This window comes from Anaerovirgula multivorans, assembly GCF_900188145.1.
Classification (GTDB): Bacteria; Bacillota; Clostridia; order Peptostreptococcales; family Natronincolaceae; genus Anaerovirgula; species Anaerovirgula multivorans.
Map to the genome: position 1 here is coordinate 44,351 of NZ_FZOJ01000011.1, position 22,413 is coordinate 66,763.

Sequence of the window (22,413 nt, forward strand, 5' to 3'; positions counted from 1 at the left end):
CATAAAAAAATCTCCCGTTTTAAGGAGATTTTGTTAGTTTCCATTATTTAAATACCCTGCTTTTATGATCAAATCGAATGATTTTAGAGGTTCTGTTATAGATAGAAGGGGTCATCATATTTTGTATAAGAAAAAAAATACCAATTACCATTAATAAATCTCCTACGCTAAATATTTGCTTTAATGGGTACATAGCCGGCATAGATAATCTTTTTCCTAAGTAGCTGGTATAAAGTCCAGCTTCTTCGAGAGGTATGTATTGAGGCAATGCCTCCATCCTAATGGAATTCAACATATTTTGAAAGCCATTTCGCTCTAAGATCCCCATATCCACCGGCATACTGCCTCCGTTTAACATGATTGCTGCAAAATTAGTTATTGCACCAATCATAATAAACCACATGCATTTGAATTGCATATTAAGAAATAACGCCAGAAACAAAAGTACGTAGGATAATACATATAAAATCATTCTATATTGGATAACAAAGGGATGACCTAGAGATATCATAATAGATATTCCTAACTGTAACGCAAAAGATAAAAAGATGATCCACGAAAATTTAAAAAGAGAAGTACCTAATCGTTTAAACTTGCCCCCTCTGAATCTCCCTACAAGAATTCCTAAAATAATGCCTTCTAACACCAAGCGATCACGACCCTTCAGAATTTAACATATTTCTACCTATATTTCTTTTTTCTATAAATAAATGCTTTTTCCTGCAAGTTTTTAAATAAAAAAGTCCTCTTTTTAAAGATTTAATAGGTTGACTTTTTTGAAACCAATAATGCAAATTTTAAATTGTCAAAATAAATTTAGAATCTTTATAATTTCCTATTGGTTATAAAAAAATAGAACAGTAGAAAAATCTACTGTTCTATGATATATATATCTATTAATCAAACTCAGGTTCTATTAAACCATAGTTCCCATCTTTTCTTTTATAAACGACATTGACTTCATCAGTATCGGCATTAGCAAATACGAAAAAGTTATGTCCGATTAATTCCATTTGCAAAACAGCTTCTTCAGAACCCATTGGCTTTAAAGCAAATTTCTTGGTTTTAACAAGTTTAGGCTCGAAATTTTGTTCATCATCAAGGATATTAATGTTTTCAAATCGAATCGTCTCATAATTATTTATTCGGTTTTTCTCCATTTTTGTCTTATGCTTACTTAGTTGCTTAATCAACTTATCTACTACCTTATCAATAGAAGTATACATGTCGTGGGTAGATTCCTCTGCCCTTAAAATAGAACCATTAATAGGAATTGTGACCTCAATAATTTGTCTAGATTTCTCCACCGTTAGGGTGGCCTGCGCTTCAGCTCCTTCATTAAAGTATTTGTCTAGCTTAGAGATTTTAGATTCTACTGTCTCCTTTAAGGCTTCGGTTACTTCTATGTTTTTTCCACTTACTATAACCTTCATATCTCCAGCTCCTTTCCCCATCTATAATATTTAAGCTAAACCCTGCAGCTTAAAATGATAACAACGCTTTAGCTAAAGATGTATTTGTATCTATAGTTACCCAGCAATAGTGCTTGTCAAACAAATCTTTTTTCTGAGAAATTAAAGAAATTTGTTTTAAATTAGTATATGAATTTGTCTGCCAAAATAGTCAGTATATTTCAATCCTTTTCTTTTATGAAAACTCTTAATTTTGTGGATATGTTTATGAGTTTTTTGTGGACAATGTGTATAACCTTGTTGATAACCTTAATTTCAATAGGATGGCTGTGTGAATATTTATGTGAATAATTGGGGACAAGTTTGATATATATTTATAATTACATATTTATCATTTATTATACAAATTTTCTATTTTTTCTATAACTTTATTAATTGAACTATTTACAGAAAACACGGTTTTTTCATACAATACTCTCTGCAGAAAATTTTTTGCAATAAAAAAAGCCTCGACAAATTGTCAAAGCTTTCTAAATAGCGAATATAGTACAGCAGAAGCTGACCTGGTCTTTGCCCCCACACTCGCCTGCTGGAAGGTTTGCTTTGGGTTCACCATCACTACTACTCCTCTCGGCACTACTCCGGCAGGACTTACCTCTAAGCCGCACCATGCTCAATAGCGATTTTTACTATCTTACGTGGGTCCTTTTGCCTGCGACTGGCTTGGACTTGCAACCACAGACCTTCAATTGTATAGTCTATATTCTATTCTATTATACATGATACCACCTTTCTTCTCAATAGCATCTTTTATACTATTTATTCCCATTACGATAATCAAGGGGGCAGGTACATTGATTATTTATCTTATTCTTATTACTTTTTCTTATCAAAAAAGATTGAATAAGTTTCTCTGTATGAGCTGTTATATCCTTCAAAGGCCTTTCTACCTGTTTTAATTGTTTTTAAGTTCTCCTTTGCCTTTGTAATATTTTTCTTTATTTTTTGTGTGTTTTCTTGATCTAGTTCCTGTATTTTTTTGACTACTTCTAAAATTCTGTTGATTTTTTTCTTCAATTCTTCAACACCAGGTAGTTTTTCTGGGTCTATTTCCTGAAGCTCCTTTATCCCAAGATCCTTTTTTAGAATATCATATTTTTCAATAAATTCCTTGTCTAAAAGATCGATCTTGTCCATTATTTTTTGTTTCTGTTGGATAAGATTGTCCATTACCTCCCAATCTTCCTTTTCTAAGGCCCTATGTTGCTCTCCAGTGATTTTTAGCAAGTTCTCCATCAATACAAATTTTGCATCACTAAGTCGTTGAAGATAATTGATGATTTCTTCTATTTTCATTGAATCACCTATTTCTTAGTTTTAACTATTTTCATAGCTTCCTTCCAAGTATCTCTAAGCTCTGTAACCATCCCTATAACTTCATCTAATACAGCTGTATCCTTTTTAATATTAGCATCCAATAAACTTTCCAGTATATAGACATAGAGTGCCCTAAGGTTTTGGGATATATCATACTGCATGTCCAAAGAAACATTTAGTTCCTGAATAATATCCTGCACCCTTGTGATTGCTTCATGAGCTTTTGAAATGTTTTTTTGTTCTATATAAATTTTGCCCTGATGAGCAAATTTTAAAGCTCCATTATAGAGTAATAATGTTAAATTTTCTGGTGAAGCTGTCATTACGTCATTTTGTTTGTATTGATTATATGGATTTTGTATTGCCATCATCATTACCCCCTATTTCTTTACTGTCCTGATCCCAGCTGTGACGTCATCCAAGAACCCTGGTTTTGCATCTGCGACAAAGCCTTTTCTAAAGCGGTATACTGCTGCCAGTAGCGATTTTCCTTTCTAGTTAACATGTCTTGCTCTCTAACAATTCTACTATTAAGACTTTTCAAATCCCTATCCAGTAAACTAATGGAAGACTGATCGCTTACAAAGTCAAGTAAGATATTAGAACGGACATTTCTTAAAAGACTGGCATCATCTCCTGGTCCCGATTGACGGATAACCTCCTTCATGCCGTTGATCATACCATCATAGATCCTTTGAACTAGTCCTGAATCCTGCATCTTCTCTTTGTCCTCTAGACCACTGGCAGGGCTTTTGAATAATAGATCTACTACACCATCTGGGTCTTCGCTTATGGCTTTTCTAAGTTTTTCTTCATCGATGACTAATTTCCCACCATCTTGATAGGCTCCTGTGGTGATACCTATTTGCGTAATATGATTAAAGCTACCTGATACATTTTCAACCTTCTCGTATAAACTGCTTCTCATGTCCTGTAGCATTCGTGTTAAAGCAGGATCATTTCTTAATAATCCACTTTTTGCCTTTTCCTCCCATAATTCAATATCCTTTTCTGACATAGCTGCTTTTTCTTCATCTGATAATGGTTGGAAGTCTCTATAGGTTTTTTCGGTTGTTAGTCCATTGACCATGTCAATTAATGCATTATATTCTTCAACAAAGCCTTTTACTTTGTCTACAACGCTGTCTACGTCGGTGTCTACTCTTATAGTAGCTGTAGTATCTGCCTTTTGAAGCTGTAGATTGATTCCGAAGACAGTAAAATCGTTAGTGGATTTTTCTACAGTCTCTCCATTGAATTTAATCACTGCATCTTGACCTGTTTGAGAGGTCATCTTTTCACCTGTCGGTAATCCTAAGACATCAGAAGCATATGTTCCCAAAACTTCTGCTTCACTGGCACCAGTAAGTTCTAGCTGTAGCTTGCCATCTACATTGGAGGCCGTTACTTTACCTCCTGTCTGCTCAGTAATGGCGGCTGCTAAATCATCTAAGCTGCCTTCTGAAAAGTTGATCTCTACATTTTGACCATCAACTTTAATAGTAAAATCATCGCTCGCTTCTTTTTCTATTTTATTAACTATATCTCCCTCTGAAGTACCAACAATGGGTCCAATATCTAGCTTCAAGGCATCTCTAAGATAGTTAGAAGGCTCATCAGGAGGCACAGTAGTAATCTCTCCAAGTAACACTTTAGTATTCCCATTGATATTGAGAGTTAATCGATTATTATCTGATGTTGTCACCTCAATCATGTCTGGAGTAATTCCTTCATCTTGAAGTTGCTGATTAATTTTACCTGCCAAATCTTCAAACTTAGTATTTTCTCCAATAGTTATAGTATGCACATGTCCATTAATTTCCATTGTAAAGGATCCAGCAGCCACATAATTAGCCTCAATGGTGTCTGTACTGGCAACGGATTCTGTGATTTCTCCAGCAGGAATATTTAGGTAGTTTTGAGCATAATCTCCAGCCACTATCTCTACAGTCTCCACTGTCTCTTCAGCCTTAGTTAATACCAAACCTCCATCTGCATTAATAGAAGCACTGACAACACCATTTAACTCCATATTAATAGCCTCTTCTAAATGCCCTAATGTCCAATTTTTTTCTACTTCTATGATATGTTCCGTCCCTGCCACATTAATAGCAAAGGATCCTGTTTGAAGGTATTTTGCCGTCACAGTTCCTCCAGTAGCACTTCTATTAATAGGACCTTCCTGAAGCTTTAAAATGTCTGTTGCGCCAGGAACGCCATCTTCTTTCACGATTTCTACTGTAGCATCGTTGATAGCCATAATTGTCAACTTTCCATTGTTCACTGAGGCTCTTACATACCCCTTAAACTCGTCACTTTCATTGACCCTAGCTGCAAATGCTTCTAAAGTCTCTCCTTTAATTATATCGATGAATTTTTCTTCTCCGTCAATCTTTACTTTAAATTCTCCATTTTGCGGAATAACATCTATTGCCTCATCGCTCTGAATTAATCCATTACCTAGTTTAAATATTTCCTCAGCAAAGTTTCCTGTAACATCCTCTACAGTAATAAAATTACTACTACCAGTTTCTCTCGTGGAGATTAACATTTTATTTAATCCTGCATCATAAGTAGCTCTGATTCCTAGATTTTTGTCACTATCTCCTGCTTTAGCATTGTTTAGCTGGTTCACTAAATTATTGATAGACATACCTTTCTTTATAGTAATATCTTGGCTACCGGCTTTAGTCGTCACTCTAAAAGTAACATTTTGATCATCTTTAAGGATATCATTTTCCTTAAACTTTAAGTTTTCATCCAGCCAACCATTCAAACTTTCACTTGAGATGCTAGCTACTTCAGCTAATTGCTCTACTTCAATCTCATAGGTTCCTGCCATAGCATTGGCATTGGCTGTTGCTTTTACAGCGCTCTCATTACTAGAGGTAGCACTTTTTACCCAATTTAAGTTGGTTAAACTATTGGACAATAGCGTACCTGTGCTGGTGCTGGTGGTCAGACCAAGAGTTTTGCGAGTATCTAAAATGAAATTCGCCATTGTACGATTGATATTAAAAAATGTATCCTGTCTCCACTTTAACTTTTGCTCCTTTTGTAAGTATTTATCTAGTCGAATTCTTTCCGTCTTCATTAAAGTCTGGATAATTGACTCTGTGTCTAAACCAGAGGCTAATCCACCAATTCTCATAACCATAATTCCACTCCTCCCCTAAATTCTCCTACAATTGCTTACTTTCTATTTTCTATTCCTATAAGCACCTTGTAGGAATTTTCATCATACTTCTTATACTAACTATATCGGAAGGTTTGTCATAAAAGTTTAATGTTTTTCCTTTTCACTTTAGCATTTCGATGATAAAATTATCTTAATAGATGGAGGTGTCATTTATGAAGGGAAGTCATAAAGAGGTACATCAAGACTATTTTCTAATAAACAATAGAATTATTCCTGCTGAAGAGTTTCATCCTAGCGACATTACTAAAACAACTTCAGTATATGAAGTAATTCGTATTATTGATGGTATCCCCTTATTTTTGGAAGAACATCTGGAAAGATTAAATAAATCCTTTAAACTTTTAGGCTTTGATTTTTCCATCGTTGAAGAGGATATGGAAAAGCAAATCTGCAAATTAATTAAGATCAATCAATGCCATAACTATAACGTTAAGTTGATTGTTAACAATCTTCATACCCCAACTCCTAACGTATTTCTTTTCTTTATTCAAAGCAACTATCCAGAGGAAGCTCAATATGAGAAGGGGGTACATGCTATACTTTATCATGGAGAAAGAGAAAATCCTAATGCTAAAGTTGTTTTAAAGGATTTTCGCCAAAGGGTGGAGGAAGCCATTAGGGAGTCTCACGGCTTTGAGGCGATTTTAGTAAATCAACATCATCAGATTACTGAAGGTAGTCGGTCAAATATCTTTGTAGTAAAGGGTAATCATCTTTGTACCGCCCCTGCGGAAAAGGTGCTTATGGGCGTTACAAGAAATCGTATTATTGCCTTGTGCAAAACCTTAGGACTTACAATAGAAGAAACGCCTCTATCTGTAGATTTCTTAAAGTCTGCCGATGGCATTTTTATGACCGGTACTTCTCCCAAGGTACTACCAATCGCTACCGTAGATGACATTCACTATAACTCAGCAGCAAATCCTATCATACTTGAAGTGCGGAAAGCTTATGACGATTTGATAGAAAACTATATTAGAACAAAATCTTAAAGGGTGGACAGAAACGTCCACCCCTACTACTATCTTAATCTTTACAACACATCAACACATGCTAGCCATGAACACTTTCACCAAGATATGCTTTTTTCACTTCTTCATTCGTTAATAATTCTTTACCTGTACCCTCTATAGTAATCAGCCCTGTCTCCATAACATAGGCTTGATGAGCGATTTTTAAGGATACATTGGCATTTTGCTCAATAAGAAGAATGGTTACTCCCTGTTTATGAATTTCTTCAATAATATTGAATATTTCCTTCACAATTAATGGCGCCAAACCTAGGGATGGCTCATCCATCATCAGCAGCTTTGGTCTAGACATCAATGCCCTTCCTACCGCCAGCATCTGCTGCTCTCCGCCAGATAAAGTTCCTGCCAACTGCCAGGTTCTTTCCTTTAATCGTGGAAATAGGCTATAAACCCACTCTAAATCCTCTTTAACATTCTTTTCATCTTTTCTATAGAAAGCTCCTATTTTTAAATTTTCCAGCACGGTTAAGTTAGGAAAAACTCTTCTGCCTTCAGGTACAAGGGTAATACCTTTTTTTACCAAATCCTTCGTTTGTACCTTAGCTAAATTCTCACCATGATAAGTAATCATTCCTGATTCTGGCTTTACTAAGCCTACAATGGAACGTAGGGTTGTACTTTTCCCTGCTCCATTGGCACCGATTAGAGCAACAATTTTTCCTTCTTCTACCTCTAAGCTAATACCCTTTAAAGCCTGAATCCCTCCGTAAGAAACCTTCAAATCCTGTATCTTAAGCATCCTCGCTCACCCCCAGATAGGCTTCGACTACTCTTTGATTGTTTTGAATTTCATAGGGGTTACCCTCAGCAATAGTAATACCATAATCCAACACATAAATTCTATCGGATATATCCATAACCACCTGCATATGATGCTCTATCAAGAAAATGGTTAAATCAAAATCCTCTCGGATTTGTCTTATAAATCCTGTTAAATCGTTGGTTTCCTTTGGATTCATTCCAGCTGCTGGCTCATCCAATAAAAGCAGCTGTGGATTGGTTGCCAAAGCTCTAGCAATCTCCAGTTTCCTCTGTAAGCCATAAGGAAGACTGGTGGCCTTTTCATCCTTTTGATCCAGCAATCCTACTTTTTCCAATAGCATATAGGACTTTTCCAAAATCTCTTTTTCTTCCCTTTTATATTTTGGCTGCCATAGTTTATCTAAAAAATCCGGATACATTTTTCCACCCACCGCTTGAAGTAAATTGGCCTTTAAATGTAAATGATTGGCTATAAATACATTGTCCAATACGCTTAACTCTTTAAATAAACGGATATTTTGAAAGGTTCTAGCCATCCCCCGCTTAGTAATATCATGGGATTTTAATCCTGTAATTTCTTGATTATTAAAAAATATTTGTCCCTCTGTTGGTCGATACACACCGGTAATCATATTAAAGGCAGTCGTTTTACCGGCACCATTGGGTCCAATTAAGGCGACAATTTCTCCTTTATTAATTTCTAAATTAAATTCTTTTACAGCTGTTAAACCACCAAATCTCATGGTGATATGATCTGTTTTTAATAATGTCATTATTGTCCTACCCCCTTTTTACTAAAGGGTCTTCTGTTAAAGAAGTTGAAAAATTTATCCCAGCCAAATTCCTTAGTACCCATTAAACCATTTCTAAAGAAAATAACTACAATCATTAATAGGGTTGAGAATACTACCATCCTCAGTCCTGCAATCCCTTCAAACTTAATAAAGCCAAGGTTAATGGACTCATCCAAGACTCTTAGATATTCCAAACCAGATGTTACAACAAATGCAGAAATCACTGTTCCCGTAACACTTCCCATTCCACCTAAAACAATAATAAGCAAAACATTGAAGGTTAAGATAAATCTAAACATCATAGGGTTAATAGCGCCTAATAGATTACCTAATAAACCGCCTCCAATACCGGCGAAAAAGGCACCAATGACAAAGGACATTACCTTATGTTGAAATAGATTAATCCCCATGCTTTCTGCAGCAATCTCATCTTCTCTAATGGCTTTAAAGGCCTTTCCATAGCTGCTATTAATCAAGGCAATCATGACTACCAACGTAAAAATCATGGTTCCAAAGCTCCACCAGAGATTCGTAAAGTTTGGTATGGATTTTAAACCTAGTGGCCCATTGGTAATATTTTGGGTATTGGTAAAGATAATACGAATAATCTCTGAAAAGCCTAATGTTGCAATCGCTAAGTAGTCTCCCTTTAATCTAAGGGTGGGTGCTCCAATTAAGAAGGCCACAAAAGCAGATAACAATCCTCCAAGTAACAATGCCATAAAGAAGGGCATTGTGATATTCGCTAAAGGAGCTGCAATCGGCTCTAGAAAAAAGGTAGCTGCTTTGCTTTCTGGCGTCATGGTCAATAGCGCCGTAGTATAGGCCCCCACCGCCATAAAACCAGCATGTCCCAATGAAAATAATCCTGTAAATCCATTAATTAAGTTCATGCTGAGGCCTAATATAACATAAATCGCACATAGGTTTAAAATACGCTTCTGATAGGAATCAAAGCTACCATCGGCATACCATATAAACAAGGCCAACAAAGCAATACATGAGATGGTCAATATTATATTTCTCTTCTTCATCGTCTACACCTTCTCCGAAATTTTTTCTCCCATAATACCTGTAGGTTTGATAAGTAGAATCACTATCAACAATACAAAAGCAAAGGCATCACGGTAACCAGTTAAGTTTGGTAAAAAGGCAATCAACATAATTTCTCCTACCCCTAAAATAAAACCTCCTATTACCGCACCTGTAATATTGCCAATTCCCCCTACAACAGCAGCAATAAAACATTTTAAGCCAGGCATAACCCCCATTACTGGATGAATTTGAGGAAATTTCGCACCCCACATAATTCCTCCAATAGCCGCTAAGATGGATCCTATTCCAAAGGTAATTGTTATGGTTCTATTCACATCCACTCCCATTAATCTAGCGGTCTCATGATCTTTAGATACAGCCCGCATCGCCATACCTGTCTTTGTCTTATGAACCAAGAATAATAGTGTATATAAAAGGATAATGGTTACTACTGGAATAATTAATGTTAATCTTTGAAGAGATACAGCGCCGATTTGCATCACGCCTGTTAACAGTCTTACGTTAGGAAAAGCCTTTGGCCTGCCGCCAAAAAGTACGATGGCCAAATTTTGTATAAAGAAAGAAGCACCAATGGCTGATACCATGATGGTGATTCTCGGAGATTCCCTTAAAGGCTTATAGGCAGCTCTCTCCACAAGCATACCTAATGCTGCCGTCATCAGAATAGCTACGGCAAAAGAAATATACCAAGGCATACTAAAAACAGTAACTCCGTAAAAAGCAAAATAAAGGGACATTGTAAAAATTTCCCCATGGGCAAAGTTAATCAATCGCAGTATTCCGTAAACCATTGTATAACCAATAGCAATAAGTGCATATAAGCTTCCAAGTGATATACCATTCGTCAAATATTGCATAAATAAATCAAAAGTCATATGTCCACCACCTAATTAGAATTTACATACTAATTCCCCTAGTATATTACATAATTACGCTTCCCTCCAAAAAGAGGGAAGCGTACTATTTTAAATTGCCTGTCTAATAAGGTTCTATCGTATCTAGGTAAGTAAATTCACCATCTTTAACGGTTTTGATAACTGCACTCTTAACAGCATCACCATTAACATCTAATGTAATGATACCAGCAGCTCCTTCAAACCCTTGAGTTTTAGCAATTTCTTGTGTGATTGCAACAGGGTCTGTTGAGTTAGCTCTAGTAATAGCATCTAGGATTAAGATGTAGGCATCGTATCCAAGCGCTGTAACAGCAGCAGGTTCTCTGTTGTATTTGCTTCTGTAAGTATCTAAGAATTTTTCAGACTCTTTTGTAATAGGTGTTTCAGATGTAAAGAAGGTTGAGAATACAGCCCCTTCTACAAACTCTTGCCCAATATCTATAAACTCAGGTGTTTCCCAAGTATCTCCACCGATGATAGGAACATCAATTCCTAATTGTCTAGCTTGTTGGATTACCAACGCTGACTCAGTAAAGTTACCAGGTGCAAAAATAACGTCTGGATTCTTAGAACTGATATTTAATAGCTGTGAGGAGAAATCTTGATCTCCAGTATTATAGTTGGCAACTTCAATAATAGAGTCTTCATCACTGGTTAATTCTCTAAATGAATCAGTAAAGAATTTAGCTAAGCCAACAGCATAATCATTAGAAACCTCTTGAATAATGGCTGCCTTTTTAGCACCAAGGTTGTTAAATGCATAGTTTGCCATTACTGTCCCTTGAAAAGGATCAATAAAGCATACTCTGAAATAATACTCATTTCCTTGAGTGACTAGTGGGTTTGTAGCTGATGCAGCAACTGCTGGTATTCTAGCATCTCTAACAATATCTCCAGCCGCTATTGAATACCCACTTCCCCAGCTTCCGATAATAGCTGTAACCTTATCTCTTTCTACAAGTCTTGCTGCAGCACTGGCCGCTTCAACAACGTCAGATTTGTTGTCAGCAATAACTAATTCAACTTTTTTACCTAATACTTCTGGATATAATTCATTTGCTAGTCTCACACCTTCTACTTCTAACGCTCCACCAGCGGCGTTAGCCCCAGTAATTGGCTCAAATACACCAATTCTGATTACTTCATCATCGTCTGCAACCTCTTCTGGTGTCTCATCTGCTGGTGCTTCAGCTGGTGCATTACTGCTGCAGCCTGTTAGTCCTAGTGATAAAACTAGAAGCATCACTAACAAAATAGATAACCACTTCTTCACATAAATTCCCCCTTAAATTTTAATGTGTGTTTCATGATTCATCTTCTTTTTTATATGAACTCTCTAGCCTTAGCTAAAGAACTCAGCTCATAATGATATATTATGAGATCTTGTACAAATATATGTTTTAAAAAACTGTTTTCTAGCAATGGACAAATGTCTACCTCGTGTTAATATTAACATTATAATATAAATTCTGGAAATTTACAAAACTTTTTTAGGACAACTCTTTTTTGTTTTCTTCTACAGTTTAAAAAACAAAGATTAGCATCTGTGTTCTGTGGTATAATCATAGTAACTAATCATCTTATTTATATGGATGTGGAGAGGAGCAAGCCCTATGAAATTTGTCCTAACAGAGAAAGTAAAGAAATATCTAGAAAAAAAATCTATCGATAGCTTAGTAATAGATACTGTAGACTTGAAAAATTGTTGAATTGCTCCTAGCTTACCGTCAGTTTTGGCGGGTAAACCCAGCAAAAGCCAAGAGAAATTTGACATCCATGAAGTAGACGGAGTAAAGCTATATGTCAATAAAAGCATCCCTTTTAATAGTGAAAGTATTTCTATAAAAATAAGAAGGTTTTTCTTTGTTCACGAGCTCTATGTGGATGCAGTAGATCTGATGTACTAAAAAAAGCATCTTCGATGCTTTCGCTAGGAAACCCTAGGTTTCCTTCGACGACAGCAAAGCTGTCTGAGCACCTTCCTGAAGGCGGGCAGGGGATTTCATCCCCTACAACCCCTATTTTTATATACTAGGAAAGTTCTACTTTCCTAGTATATAAAAATAGCTATGCAGGCAAGTTTTTACTTGCCGCATAGCTTTTAAATTTCACTAATTTTAAAAATCATTTTAGAAAAATAATGGTATATATACAATCAACAATAGCACTGCCAACAACCCTAACATGAAGGGCAAAATAGACCTTGTGATTTTTTCAATCGGCAGCCCTGTTACAGTACTGGCTACATAAAGATTAATGGCTACTGGCGGTGTAATCATACCAATCGCTAAGCCCACTACAATAATCAAACCAAAGTGAATTAAATCGATACCTAACCCACTCACTAAAGGTAAAAATACTGGCGTTAATATAATCAACGCAGAAGCGGTTTCCATAAATACTCCTGCTATAACAATCACCAGTGTAATTAAAAGCATAATCACATACTTGTTGCTGGATAGAGATAATACTGCATTGGCAATAGCTGTAGGAACACTGTAATAAGCTAGTACCCAACTCAAAATACTAGAGGTAGCAATAATAAACATAACCACCGCCATTGTCATAGCAGACCTGCAAATAATATGAAATACATCCTTCCATTTCATATCCTTATAAATAAATAGGGCTACAAACAAGGAATAGTTCACCGCTATAACCGCTGCTTCTGATGGAGTGAAAAATCCTGTAAATATTCCTCCTAATATAATGACTGGCGTTAATATTCCCCAAATAGCTTCTTTAAAGGTTTTTACTACATTTGCTATTGAGAAGGCAGAGCCTCTGGGATAATTATTTTTATAGGCATATCTTATAGCCAAAACAATTAAGATCAAACCCATCAGGGATCCAGGTAAAAATCCACTTAAAAACAGCTTTGCCACTGATTGATCAGCAATGACTGCATATAAAATCATCGGGACAGAGGGTGGAATAACTACTCCTATCGTTCCACTGGCAGCAATTAAGGCAGCTGAAGTAGCTTCATCATAGCCCTTCTTTTTTAGTTCGGGTATGAGGGGTGTTCCTACCGCTGCGGTGGTGGCGGCACCTGATCCGGAAATAGCAGCAAAAAACATGGAGGCCAGAACACATACTACTGACAATCCCCCTTTAAGAAATCCGAAGATAGAATCTGCAAATTCCACTAATTTTCCCGATACCCTGCCTTTTGCCAGCAGGTCTCCTGCTAAAATGAAAAAGGGAACTGCTATTAGGGGAAAGGTATCTGTACCTGCAAACATTCTCTGAACCAAAACCGTTAGAGGCATTCCCTCCTTTACTAGTACTACCAAGGAGGCCAGTCCAATAGCAATCGCTACAGGAATACCTACTATCATAAAAATCAAAAAAGAAATAAAGATAAGAGCTCCCATTAAGCCTCCACCTCCCCTTGGTCAAAAATCATTTCAACGATCAAGTTTATTCCATGAATAAACATCACAATAAAACTGAGTGGAATTCCCAAATAGATATACTTCATTGGTAGCCTTAGGGCTGGTGATAACTGAAAGCTTTGCATAGCTATTAATTGAAAGCCATAATAGGCACATGTCCCAAAAAATATTAAAGATATGAATATACTTAATAAAGTAACTGCTTTCCTCAATGTCTTAGGCAGCAAATCTACACCAAAGGTAACAGCGATATGCATCTTTCTTTTATAGGCAAGTGTTGCTCCTAAAAAACTACTCCAAACTAACAAGTATCTTGCAGCCTCTTCCGTCCAAACCAAGGCATTAAAAAACACTCTAAAAATGATTTGAAGGCTTATAGAAACAATCATCCCTACAATTCCTAGAAAGACAACCCTTATAATCATCCAATCCAACAGATCACTAATCTTTCCTAAATAATAGGTTAATTTCATTGTGTACCCCCTTATTTTTGAATTAGCCTTGGCAAATCACTACCAAGGCTAATTTCAAACAATGTTATTTATTTAATTGCGCTTGAATTTTATCCATGTATTCTCCGTATTGTCCTCTATATTTCTCATACACTGATTGTACTGCTGCTTGGAAAGCGGCCACGTCTACTTCTGTAACCTCCATGCCTCTATCCTTTAATTCCTGTAAAAGAACTTCTTCTTCTTCTGTATTAACACCTCTTACATATACTGCTGCTTCTTGAGCAGATGTTTCCATAATTTCCTGAATATCTACTGGAAGCTTGTTAAATGCGTTTAGGCTCATCATAATGGTAGCTGGTGAATAACTATGTCTTGATAAGGATAAATGTTTTTGTGTCTCATCCAGTTTAAAGGAGTGAATTACTACTACTGGATTTTCCTGTCCATCGATGGTACCCTGTTGTAAAGCTGTAAGGGTTTCTGTCCACGCCATCGGTACAGTGTTTGCACCTAGCGCTTGGAAGGTATCGATATATACTGGATTTTCCATAACTCTTATTCTTAGCCCCTTCATATCATCAGGCGTGGTTACTGCTTTCTTAGAGTTTGTTAAGTTCCTAAATCCTCTTTCTGCAAAAGCAAGGCCTTTAAGGTTAACGTTCTCCATCTTACCTAGAATCTCTTGTCCTACATCACCGTCTAACACACCATAAACCTCTTCACGATTACTGAATAGGAAAGGCAATTCAAATACAGCTACCTCTGGTACGAAGTTGGCGATAGGCCCATTGGTAATAACCCCCATATCCACTGTTCCCATCTGCATACCTTCTAACAATGTTCTTTCATCACCTAGCGTAGCATTTGGATGGATTTCTATTTCTACTTTTCCTTCAGTTCTTTCTTCTACTAACTCTTTGAACTTAACAGCAGCGGTGTGGAAGCTGTCATTCTCATTAACAACGTGGGCTAACCGAAATTTCACTGGTTCAAACTCTTCTGCAGCAGGTTCTTCTCCTCCAGCTGCTGGTGCTGGCTGTTTTTCTCCGCAGGCAGCTAACAGGGTTAGCACCAAAAGCATACATAATAAAACACTCAATTTCTTTTTCATCATTCTTCCCCCTTAAATAATTACGTCTCATTATTTATATTTGATCAAGTATTTTACGGGAGGACAGAGTCCTCCCCTGCCTTCAGCATGGTCATTTTACCTATGGCTTTTATAGAGATGGAGTTCTCTCTCCACCCGGTTTAATTTAGTATTTAAACACCGCGCCTGTGCTGGCAGATGTAACTAATTTGCTATATCTATACAAATAAGTTCCTTCCTCTGCTTTTGAAGGTGGCTGTTTCCAATCCTTTAGACGACTTTCAATTTCTTCATCAGTTAAGTCCACCCTTAAGACTCTATTCGGTATATCAATCTCAATGATATCTCCCTCTTGAACAATGGCAATAGGTCCTCCCTCTGATGCCTCTGGAGAAACGTGTCCTAGACAAGGTCCTCTTGTACCTCCTGAAAAACGTCCATCGGTAATCAAAGCAACAGATTTTTCTAAGCCCATTCCTACGATTGCTGCGGTAGGACTTAGCATTTCCCTCATGCCAGGACCACCCTTTGGTCCCTCATATCGAATGATGACTACATCTCCTGATACAATTTTCTTATTAATAATAGCCCCATAAGCTTCTTCCTCTGATTCAAAAACCCTTGCTGGACCCTTATGCATCATCATCTCAGGTTCTACTCCTGATTGCTTGACGACAGCTCCATCTGGAGCAAGATTACCTCTTAGAATAGCAATACCACCTTCTTTGCTATAGGGTTTTTCTATAGCTCTTATGACATCAGTATCCCAAACCTCTGCCTTTGTTACGTTTTCTCCTAAGGTTTTGCCTGTGACAGTTATTTCATCATTATAGATTAATCCCGCCTTCATTAACTGATTAATGACGGCAGAAATGCCTCCAGCTTCATTCAAATCGTTGATACTATGGGCCCCAGCAGGACTTAGCTTAGCAATGTTGGCAACCTTTCTACTGACCTTATCAAATTCCTCTAAGTCCAAAGGAATCCTTGCTTCATTGGCAATCGCCATGAGATGCAATACGGTATTAGAGGAACCACCAATGGCCATATCAACTGCAATAGCATTTCTAAAGGCTCCCAGTGTTAATATGTCTCTTGGTCGAATATTTTCTTTAATCAGCTCCATGATTTGAATCCCAGCTCTTTTTGCCAATTGCCTTCTTTGTCCATAAGGAGCAGGTATCGTTCCGTTACCCGGCAGACCTATTCCTAGCGCTTCTGCAAGACAGTTCATGGTATTGGCGGTAAACATCCCGGCACAGCTACCACAGGTAGGACAGGATTGCATTTCTATTTCTTCTAATTCTTCAGCAGAAATTTTCCCTTCTACATGAGCCCCTACCCCTTCAAAAGCACCTCTTATTAAGTCTACTGTTTTACCCTTATGACTTCCTGTTAGCATTGGGCCTCCGCTGATATAGATAGCAGGGATATTCAATCTAGCCGCAGCCATCATCATCCCCGGCACGATTTTATCGCAGTTTCCTATTAGAACCAATCCATTAAGCTGATGTCCTATCGTCATGGCTTCAATAGAGTCGGCAATTAGCTCTCTGGTGGAAAGAGGATACTTCATTCCATTATGGTTCATGGCGATGCCATCGCATATCCCTATAACAGGAAATTCCATAGGTGTACCTCCAGCCGCACTTACCCCTAGCTTTACCGCCTGAGCTATTTCATTCAAGTGAAAATGTCCTGGAATCAGTTCATTGTGTGCATTGACTACACCAATTAATGGTTTTTTCAAATCTTCTGGCAGATACCCCATAGCATAAAATAGAGAACGATGGGGTGCCCGATCTACACCTTGATAGGTTTCATTTACTTTTTTCATATGATCAGCCCCTTAATTATTATTATTTATCTACTTTAACATAACAAAAGATCCAAAACTATTTAGTATATAGCTAAATATTTCGAATCTTTTGTTATGCAGAATTTTGAAATTCTTGTCCTATTTTTATTATTTTGTCATAAGCTGTCTTCTATATCCAGTGGGAGTAATCCCCTCATACCTTTGAAATACAATGCTGAAGTAGCTTAAATCTTCATATCCTACTCTGTAGGAAATTTCATTTAAGCTTAGATTAGGATTCCGCATGAGCTCCTTTGATTTTTGAATTCTTACTTGGTTTAAATAGTTAGAAAAATTTACCGCTGTCTTTTGCTTAAAAAATTTTGAAAAGTAAGTGGAACTTAAGCCCACATAGTCTGCTACATTCTGCAGATGAATTTTACTGTGATAATGATCCTCTACATATTCTTTTGCCTTTAGAATCACTTGATCCTCATAGATCTCTTGTTGTTTTTCCTCTTGAGGAACCGCTGCCTGTCGTTGCTTCTGATCATCTAGAAGCCTTTTCAACAAATTCTTTAAATCCTTAGGGGGTATGGGCTTTAAAAGATAATCATAGGCTCCTAGCCTTAAAGCTTTTTGTGCATATTCAAACTTATCATAGGCGGATAGAAAAATGACGGTTGCTGAAGGTTGCTGTTGCTTGATGGTCTCTGTAGCCTCCAAACCATTGACCTGAGGCATCTTTATATCCATAAAAATCACATCTGGCTGAAGCTTTTCCGCCAGAGCTATGGCTTCTTCTCCGTTGGAGGCCTCAAATACAGTAATAGGCAAATTTTCTTCTTGAATAACAAATTTTGTATATTCCTTCATCATCTTTTCATCATCTACGATTAATAATTTCATTCTTCTAGCCCTTTCTTTTTCCCATTGATAGGTAGTTTCATCAGCACCTTTGTACCTTCTCCCCATTGGCTTTCTATTTTAAATTCATAATCTTCCCCATAATAATAGGTAAATCGTTCCTTTAAATTAACTAAGCCAATCCCGGTTCCTTCCTTCGTTTCACTTTTTTTCTCAAAGAGCTTTTCCATTCCTTCATCTTTAATACCACAGCCGTTATCGGTTACCTTTAGAATCATATAGTTCTGCTGTTTTCTTCCCTCTATCCGAATCGTTACTTCTTTTCCCGTAGTTTCCAATCCATGGGCAATCGTATTTTCTACCAATATTTGCAGAATCATAAAGGGCACTTCTACCTCCAACAACTCTTCTGCTATATCAATTTCTTCTTGGATCAGATGGTGAAACCTCTTCTTCTGGATAAAGAGATAATCCTTAATATAATCAATTTCCTCCTGTACCTTTACCATCTCCTCTGAGCGCTTCAAGGTAGTCCGTAAAAGATTAGATAGGGCAAAGGTAGTTTCTGCTGCATCTTTTGCCCCCTGCATATAGGCTAACTCTCCTATAACACTGAGGGTATTGAATAAAAAATGAGGACTGAGTTGAGCCTGTAGTGCCTCCATTTTTACTTCATTGAGGGCCTTCTCCAGCTCAATCTGTTTTCTATGCTCCTCCATTACTTGTATCGTCTTTTGGTGCAGCTCCTTTTGGGCTAAATTATTGATACCGGATTCTACAATAAAATGACTCATCGTGGTTAAAGACTCCATAATTGCGTGCAGTCGTCCCTTTGTAAGTATTCTTATATTTAGATAGGACGCTAACAATCCCTCATTTCCATCCCTTTGCATTTCCTTTTTCAAGGTTTCTATAGATTTTTCTGAAGGCTCATTTAATAAAACAGGACCGCAGCTGATGTTGCCTATATAGGTGTCCCCTACGAAGATAGGGGTGTAGATGGTAACAAGGTCTAAACAGCAGCTTCTTACTTGCGTCTCACTTTCTTTATAAAGCCTTCCTTTGTTTTTTAAATGACAATTGTTGTCATACTTGCACCGAAGCTGACAAAAATCTACCATATTACTAGGCTCAGTAATAATTTCTCCCTTTTCATCTTTAATGACAATAGACATCTGAGACCCCTCAGAAAACTTATCCTGTACCTTTTGTAGCATAGGTAAATCAATAATATTTTTTAAATTGTCAATAGCATATCGCTTCGAGAACTCCACTGGTGGCAGTATTTCTCCATAACTCATACTATTGGCGTTATAGACAATGATCATCTCTAATGGTTCATTACCTAAATTAGTAACAGCATGCTCCGCATAGGGAGGTATATGATATACTTTTCCATAGGATAAAGGATATTCTTCTCCATCCACCCACTGGATCCCCTTGCCAGATAAAATATATAATATTTGTTCATCTCCTGTATGAAGATGTTTTTTCTGCTCTGTGTTAGGAAGAAAAGTGATGTGTCCCACCATTAGTTTCCCTTTGTCTACATCCTCAGGCTCATGAAGCCATTTCACCGTGCCCCACTCAAAGTACTGTTTTACTGGCCTCATAGCATTACGGTCATTATATGTTTTTGATTTCATTTGATCCCCTCTAAAACTTGTTATTTTTTGTCGATTATTACTCCTATACTCATTATACCATTTTCTCTTTTCTTCCTCATCCTAAAAATCCTTTATAAACCTATTGTGATACCACAAATAAATGTAATTTTATGAAGATTTAACCTATTGTTAATTCCCATTCATGAAAAAAGGTCTTCAAGAAGTCACCTATACTTCTCAAACACCTTTTAAAATCATCTTCTTCTCCTACCAAAGCCAGATACAGTAGCCTGCTTACTTTCACCATAACCGCTTTGCTCCTTTGTTTGAAGCTCTTTCTTTAGACACATTCCACAAATACTGCCTCGATCTATAGAAACACCACATTTTTCACAGTAGAGCAACAAGCTTCTCTTTTCCAGCAGGGACAATCTTCCCTCCTTCAAATACTTTAAAATCAACCTCTCACTAACCCCGGTTGCCTGGGATACTTCTAGTATGGTTGCCCCTTGATGCTCATAAACGTATTGACGTACAAGTTTATAAGGTTCCCCTTCCTCTACAGCACACCGACTACACAGTATTTCTCCTTCTCCCTCATCCTTGATGAGTCTCCCACACTTTGGACAATTAGTTAATTTCATTAGTATCACCTCATACCTTTGCGTCTGTGTCATTAAATTATGCCTTAAGTAATCTAAGATTTTATAGGGTTCTAATATCTTTTGAATTTCATTTTCCTTTAATTCATTTAGATAATCTCTTCATATATTCCCAATTCGACATTTTTTGCAAAAATCCTTCATTGCTCCTTGAGGAATCCTATTAGAAAGCACAAAATTATTGCATAATATTGTTAATTTTTTTGCATTCCCACAGGAAAACGCGGTTTTTTGTCGAAATTAGTTATAGAATAATGTTGAAATGTGTTGTTTTTAGTCGCACACTCATCATGTAAAACTATATTCAGGAGGAATTTTGATGCAGGAAAGTCCTTTAAACAGTCCTATTTTCAAACCTAAAACCATAGAAAAACTTAAACATTCCAGAAATAATGATAAAAAACTAAAAATTACAGAGGAACATTTTCGGCTGCTAGCTGATCACGCACAGGATATTATTTATTTATATCAATTATATCCTGAGGCTAACTTTCTATATATCAGTCCCTCCGTCACAAAAATTACTGGCTATACTCCTAAAGAATATTATGTGGATTCCGCCCTCGCTTCGAAGATCGTATATCCTAAAGATTATCCTATCTTAAAAAATATTTTTACTGGAGATTATGATTTTGAAAAACCTTCTGTGTTAAGGTTCGTTCGAAAAGATGGAACAATCATATGGCTAGAACAATATAATCATCCTATCTACAACGAAGAAGGAAAAATGGTTTCAGTAGAAGGGATCATCAGAGATATTACAGAAAGAAGAGTTCTTGAGGAACTGCATCGTCAGAGAGAGGGACAAGAAAAAATAAAAACGGAATTTTTTTCTAATATTTCCCATGAGCTGAGGACCCCACTAAACATTATATTAGGCACCCAACAGCTATTACAACTATATTTGTCAAATATGGAAATAGAAGATCCTACTAAAATGAAACTAAATAAACATTTAAAAACCATGCGACAAAACTGTAATCGTTTGATAAGACTTGTAAACAATCTTATGGATATCACAAAAATTGATTCTGGCTACTTCCATTTAGATTTACATAACTACAACATTGTGATGATCATAGAGTCCATCGTCTCCTCCGTTAAGGATTATGTTAAAAACAAAGATTTATCCTTAACCTTCCATAGCGACTGCACTAAGAGAGTCATAGCATGTGATACTGATAAAATTGAAAGAATCATGTTAAATCTTTTATCTAATGCTACTAAATTTACTCCCGGTGGCGGTAAGATTCATATTGAGCTCATTCATACAGAAACAGCTATGAAGATCGTTGTAGAGGATACAGGAGTAGGTATTCCTAAAGATAAGTTGAATTCTGTCTTTAAGCGTTTTGTTCAGGTGGATGGATCCTTTACCCGTTCCCATGAAGGAACTGGCATTGGGTTAGCCCTTGTGAAATCTTTAGTAGAGATGCATCAAGGCACTATTTCTGTAGAAAGTGAAGTAGGGAGAGGTACCAAGTTTATCATTCATCTTCCTCAGCATACTGTAGAAGATGAATGCTCTTTACCTTCAGAATGCTTTTTACAAAGAGATCAAATCGAAAAGATTAAAGTAGAGTTTTCTGATATTTATTTATAGATTCTGACATCTAAAAACGTATAAAGGAGCATCTAAGATGCTCCTTATTATTCTAGTATTAGTGAAAATTTCCCTTTTCTATATCTTCAAAGCTATATCCTTTTCTTTTCAAGAGCATAATAATTCCATGATAGTCCTTCATCATCACCATATCTGTGACAGCATTGGATTCTCGATAGTTTAAAGGAATCTTATGTAAATGTTTTTGAACACTTTTTATTTGCGCCTCCATGGAAATTACGTTGTTTCCCTTGTTGCCCTCTAAATTCATTTTATCCTCTCCTATGAATACATACTTGATGTCAAAACATCTATGTTTAGTTGTATCCATAGGACATGTTTCTACTCGCTTTTTAGACAATATTTTATTCCCATAATAGGTACTATTCTCCACATGCTGCTATTA

Annotated in this window: 20 protein-coding genes; 2 read left to right on the forward strand and 18 right to left on the reverse strand. The window is 36.7% G+C overall.

Annotated features, from left to right (window positions below):
• Window positions 1–43 precede the first annotated feature (43 nt).
• From CHB72_RS12495 to fliD, 5 genes are all read right to left on the reverse strand, one after another.
• Window positions 44–646: a DUF5317 domain-containing protein gene (locus CHB72_RS12495; protein WP_278277839.1), complete on the reverse strand. Its 603-nt coding sequence runs from the start codon at window positions 644–646 to the stop codon at window positions 44–46.
• A gap of 250 nt (window positions 647–896) precedes the next feature.
• On the reverse strand, window positions 897–1,433 hold the full coding sequence (hpf, locus tag CHB72_RS12500) for a ribosome hibernation-promoting factor, HPF/YfiA family (protein ID WP_089283218.1): 537 nt from the start codon (window positions 1,431–1,433) through the stop codon (window positions 897–899).
• Between the two features lie 855 nt (window positions 1,434–2,288).
• A complete protein-coding gene (locus CHB72_RS12505; protein WP_089283219.1) occupies window positions 2,289–2,768 on the reverse strand; it encodes a flagellar protein FlgN in 480 nt (159 codons plus the stop codon).
• A gap of 8 nt (window positions 2,769–2,776) precedes the next feature.
• Entirely contained in the window at window positions 2,777–3,157 is a 381-nt protein-coding gene (gene fliS / locus CHB72_RS12510; protein WP_089283220.1) for a flagellar export chaperone FliS, read from the reverse strand.
• Window positions 3,158–3,177: 20 nt separating this feature from the next.
• On the reverse strand, window positions 3,178–5,946 hold the full coding sequence (gene fliD / locus CHB72_RS12515) for a flagellar filament capping protein FliD (protein WP_089283221.1): 2,769 nt from the start codon (window positions 5,944–5,946) through the stop codon (window positions 3,178–3,180).
• A gap of 194 nt (window positions 5,947–6,140) precedes the next feature.
• On the opposite strand from fliD, the gene CHB72_RS12520 reads away from it, so the two are divergent.
• Window positions 6,141–6,980: an aminotransferase class IV gene (locus CHB72_RS12520; RefSeq protein ID WP_089283222.1), complete on the forward strand. Its 840-nt coding sequence runs from the start codon at window positions 6,141–6,143 to the stop codon at window positions 6,978–6,980.
• A 61-nt stretch (window positions 6,981–7,041) separates the two neighbouring features.
• Here CHB72_RS12520 and CHB72_RS12525 read toward each other — a convergent pair whose 3' ends face one another.
• From CHB72_RS12525 to CHB72_RS12580, 12 genes are all read right to left on the reverse strand, one after another.
• Window positions 7,042–7,758 carry an ABC transporter ATP-binding protein gene (locus CHB72_RS12525; RefSeq protein WP_089283223.1) on the reverse strand — a complete coding sequence of 239 codons (717 nt, stop codon included), beginning with the start codon at window positions 7,756–7,758 and terminating at the stop codon, window positions 7,042–7,044.
• Complete coding sequence (locus tag CHB72_RS12530) at window positions 7,751–8,554, reverse strand: ABC transporter ATP-binding protein (protein WP_089283224.1); 804 nt, start codon at window positions 8,552–8,554, stop codon at window positions 7,751–7,753. Before CHB72_RS12530 ends, CHB72_RS12525 begins: the two co-directional genes overlap by 8 nt.
• Window positions 8,554–9,609: a branched-chain amino acid ABC transporter permease gene (locus CHB72_RS12535; RefSeq protein ID WP_089283225.1), complete on the reverse strand. Its 1,056-nt coding sequence runs from the start codon at window positions 9,607–9,609 to the stop codon at window positions 8,554–8,556. The genes CHB72_RS12530 and CHB72_RS12535 overlap by 1 nt, the downstream gene beginning before the upstream one ends.
• Before the next feature lie 3 nt (window positions 9,610–9,612).
• Window positions 9,613–10,506, reverse strand: coding sequence for a branched-chain amino acid ABC transporter permease (locus tag CHB72_RS12540; protein WP_089283226.1), 894 nt, complete (start codon window positions 10,504–10,506; stop codon window positions 9,613–9,615).
• Window positions 10,507–10,609: 103 nt separating this feature from the next.
• On the reverse strand, window positions 10,610–11,800 hold the full coding sequence (locus tag CHB72_RS12545) for an ABC transporter substrate-binding protein (protein WP_089283227.1): 1,191 nt from the start codon (window positions 11,798–11,800) through the stop codon (window positions 10,610–10,612).
• A gap of 856 nt (window positions 11,801–12,656) precedes the next feature.
• Complete coding sequence (locus tag CHB72_RS12550; protein WP_089283228.1) at window positions 12,657–13,904, reverse strand: TRAP transporter large permease; 1,248 nt, start codon at window positions 13,902–13,904, stop codon at window positions 12,657–12,659.
• The gene (locus CHB72_RS12555) at window positions 13,904–14,398 is read right to left on the reverse strand and encodes a TRAP transporter small permease (RefSeq protein WP_089283229.1); all 495 of its coding nucleotides are present in this window, start codon (window positions 14,396–14,398) and stop codon (window positions 13,904–13,906) included. The genes CHB72_RS12550 and CHB72_RS12555 overlap by 1 nt, the downstream gene beginning before the upstream one ends.
• A gap of 64 nt (window positions 14,399–14,462) precedes the next feature.
• Window positions 14,463–15,491, reverse strand: a complete 1,029-nt coding sequence (locus CHB72_RS12560; protein WP_089283230.1) for a TRAP transporter substrate-binding protein — start codon at window positions 15,489–15,491, stop codon at window positions 14,463–14,465.
• A 145-nt stretch (window positions 15,492–15,636) separates the two neighbouring features.
• Window positions 15,637–17,307 (reverse strand): dihydroxy-acid dehydratase, encoded by a 1,671-nt coding sequence (gene ilvD / locus CHB72_RS12565; RefSeq protein ID WP_089283231.1) that lies wholly within the window; start codon window positions 17,305–17,307, stop codon window positions 15,637–15,639.
• A 129-nt stretch (window positions 17,308–17,436) separates the two neighbouring features.
• Window positions 17,437–18,177 (reverse strand): response regulator transcription factor, encoded by a 741-nt coding sequence (locus CHB72_RS12570; RefSeq protein WP_207652549.1) that lies wholly within the window; start codon window positions 18,175–18,177, stop codon window positions 17,437–17,439.
• Window positions 18,174–19,781 carry a PocR ligand-binding domain-containing protein gene (locus CHB72_RS12575; protein ID WP_089283233.1) on the reverse strand — a complete coding sequence of 536 codons (1,608 nt, stop codon included), beginning with the start codon at window positions 19,779–19,781 and terminating at the stop codon, window positions 18,174–18,176. The genes CHB72_RS12570 and CHB72_RS12575 overlap by 4 nt, the downstream gene beginning before the upstream one ends.
• Before the next feature lie 215 nt (window positions 19,782–19,996).
• A complete protein-coding gene (locus tag CHB72_RS12580) occupies window positions 19,997–20,386 on the reverse strand; it encodes a hypothetical protein (protein WP_089283234.1) in 390 nt (129 codons plus the stop codon).
• 337 nt (window positions 20,387–20,723) lie between these two features.
• Between CHB72_RS12580 and CHB72_RS12585 the strand changes: the two genes are divergently transcribed.
• A complete protein-coding gene (locus CHB72_RS12585; RefSeq protein WP_089283235.1) occupies window positions 20,724–22,007 on the forward strand; it encodes a PAS domain-containing sensor histidine kinase in 1,284 nt (427 codons plus the stop codon).
• Between the two features lie 58 nt (window positions 22,008–22,065).
• Here CHB72_RS12585 and CHB72_RS12590 read toward each other — a convergent pair whose 3' ends face one another.
• A complete protein-coding gene (locus CHB72_RS12590) occupies window positions 22,066–22,278 on the reverse strand; it encodes a hypothetical protein (protein WP_089283236.1) in 213 nt (70 codons plus the stop codon).
• Window positions 22,279–22,413 lie beyond the last annotated feature (135 nt).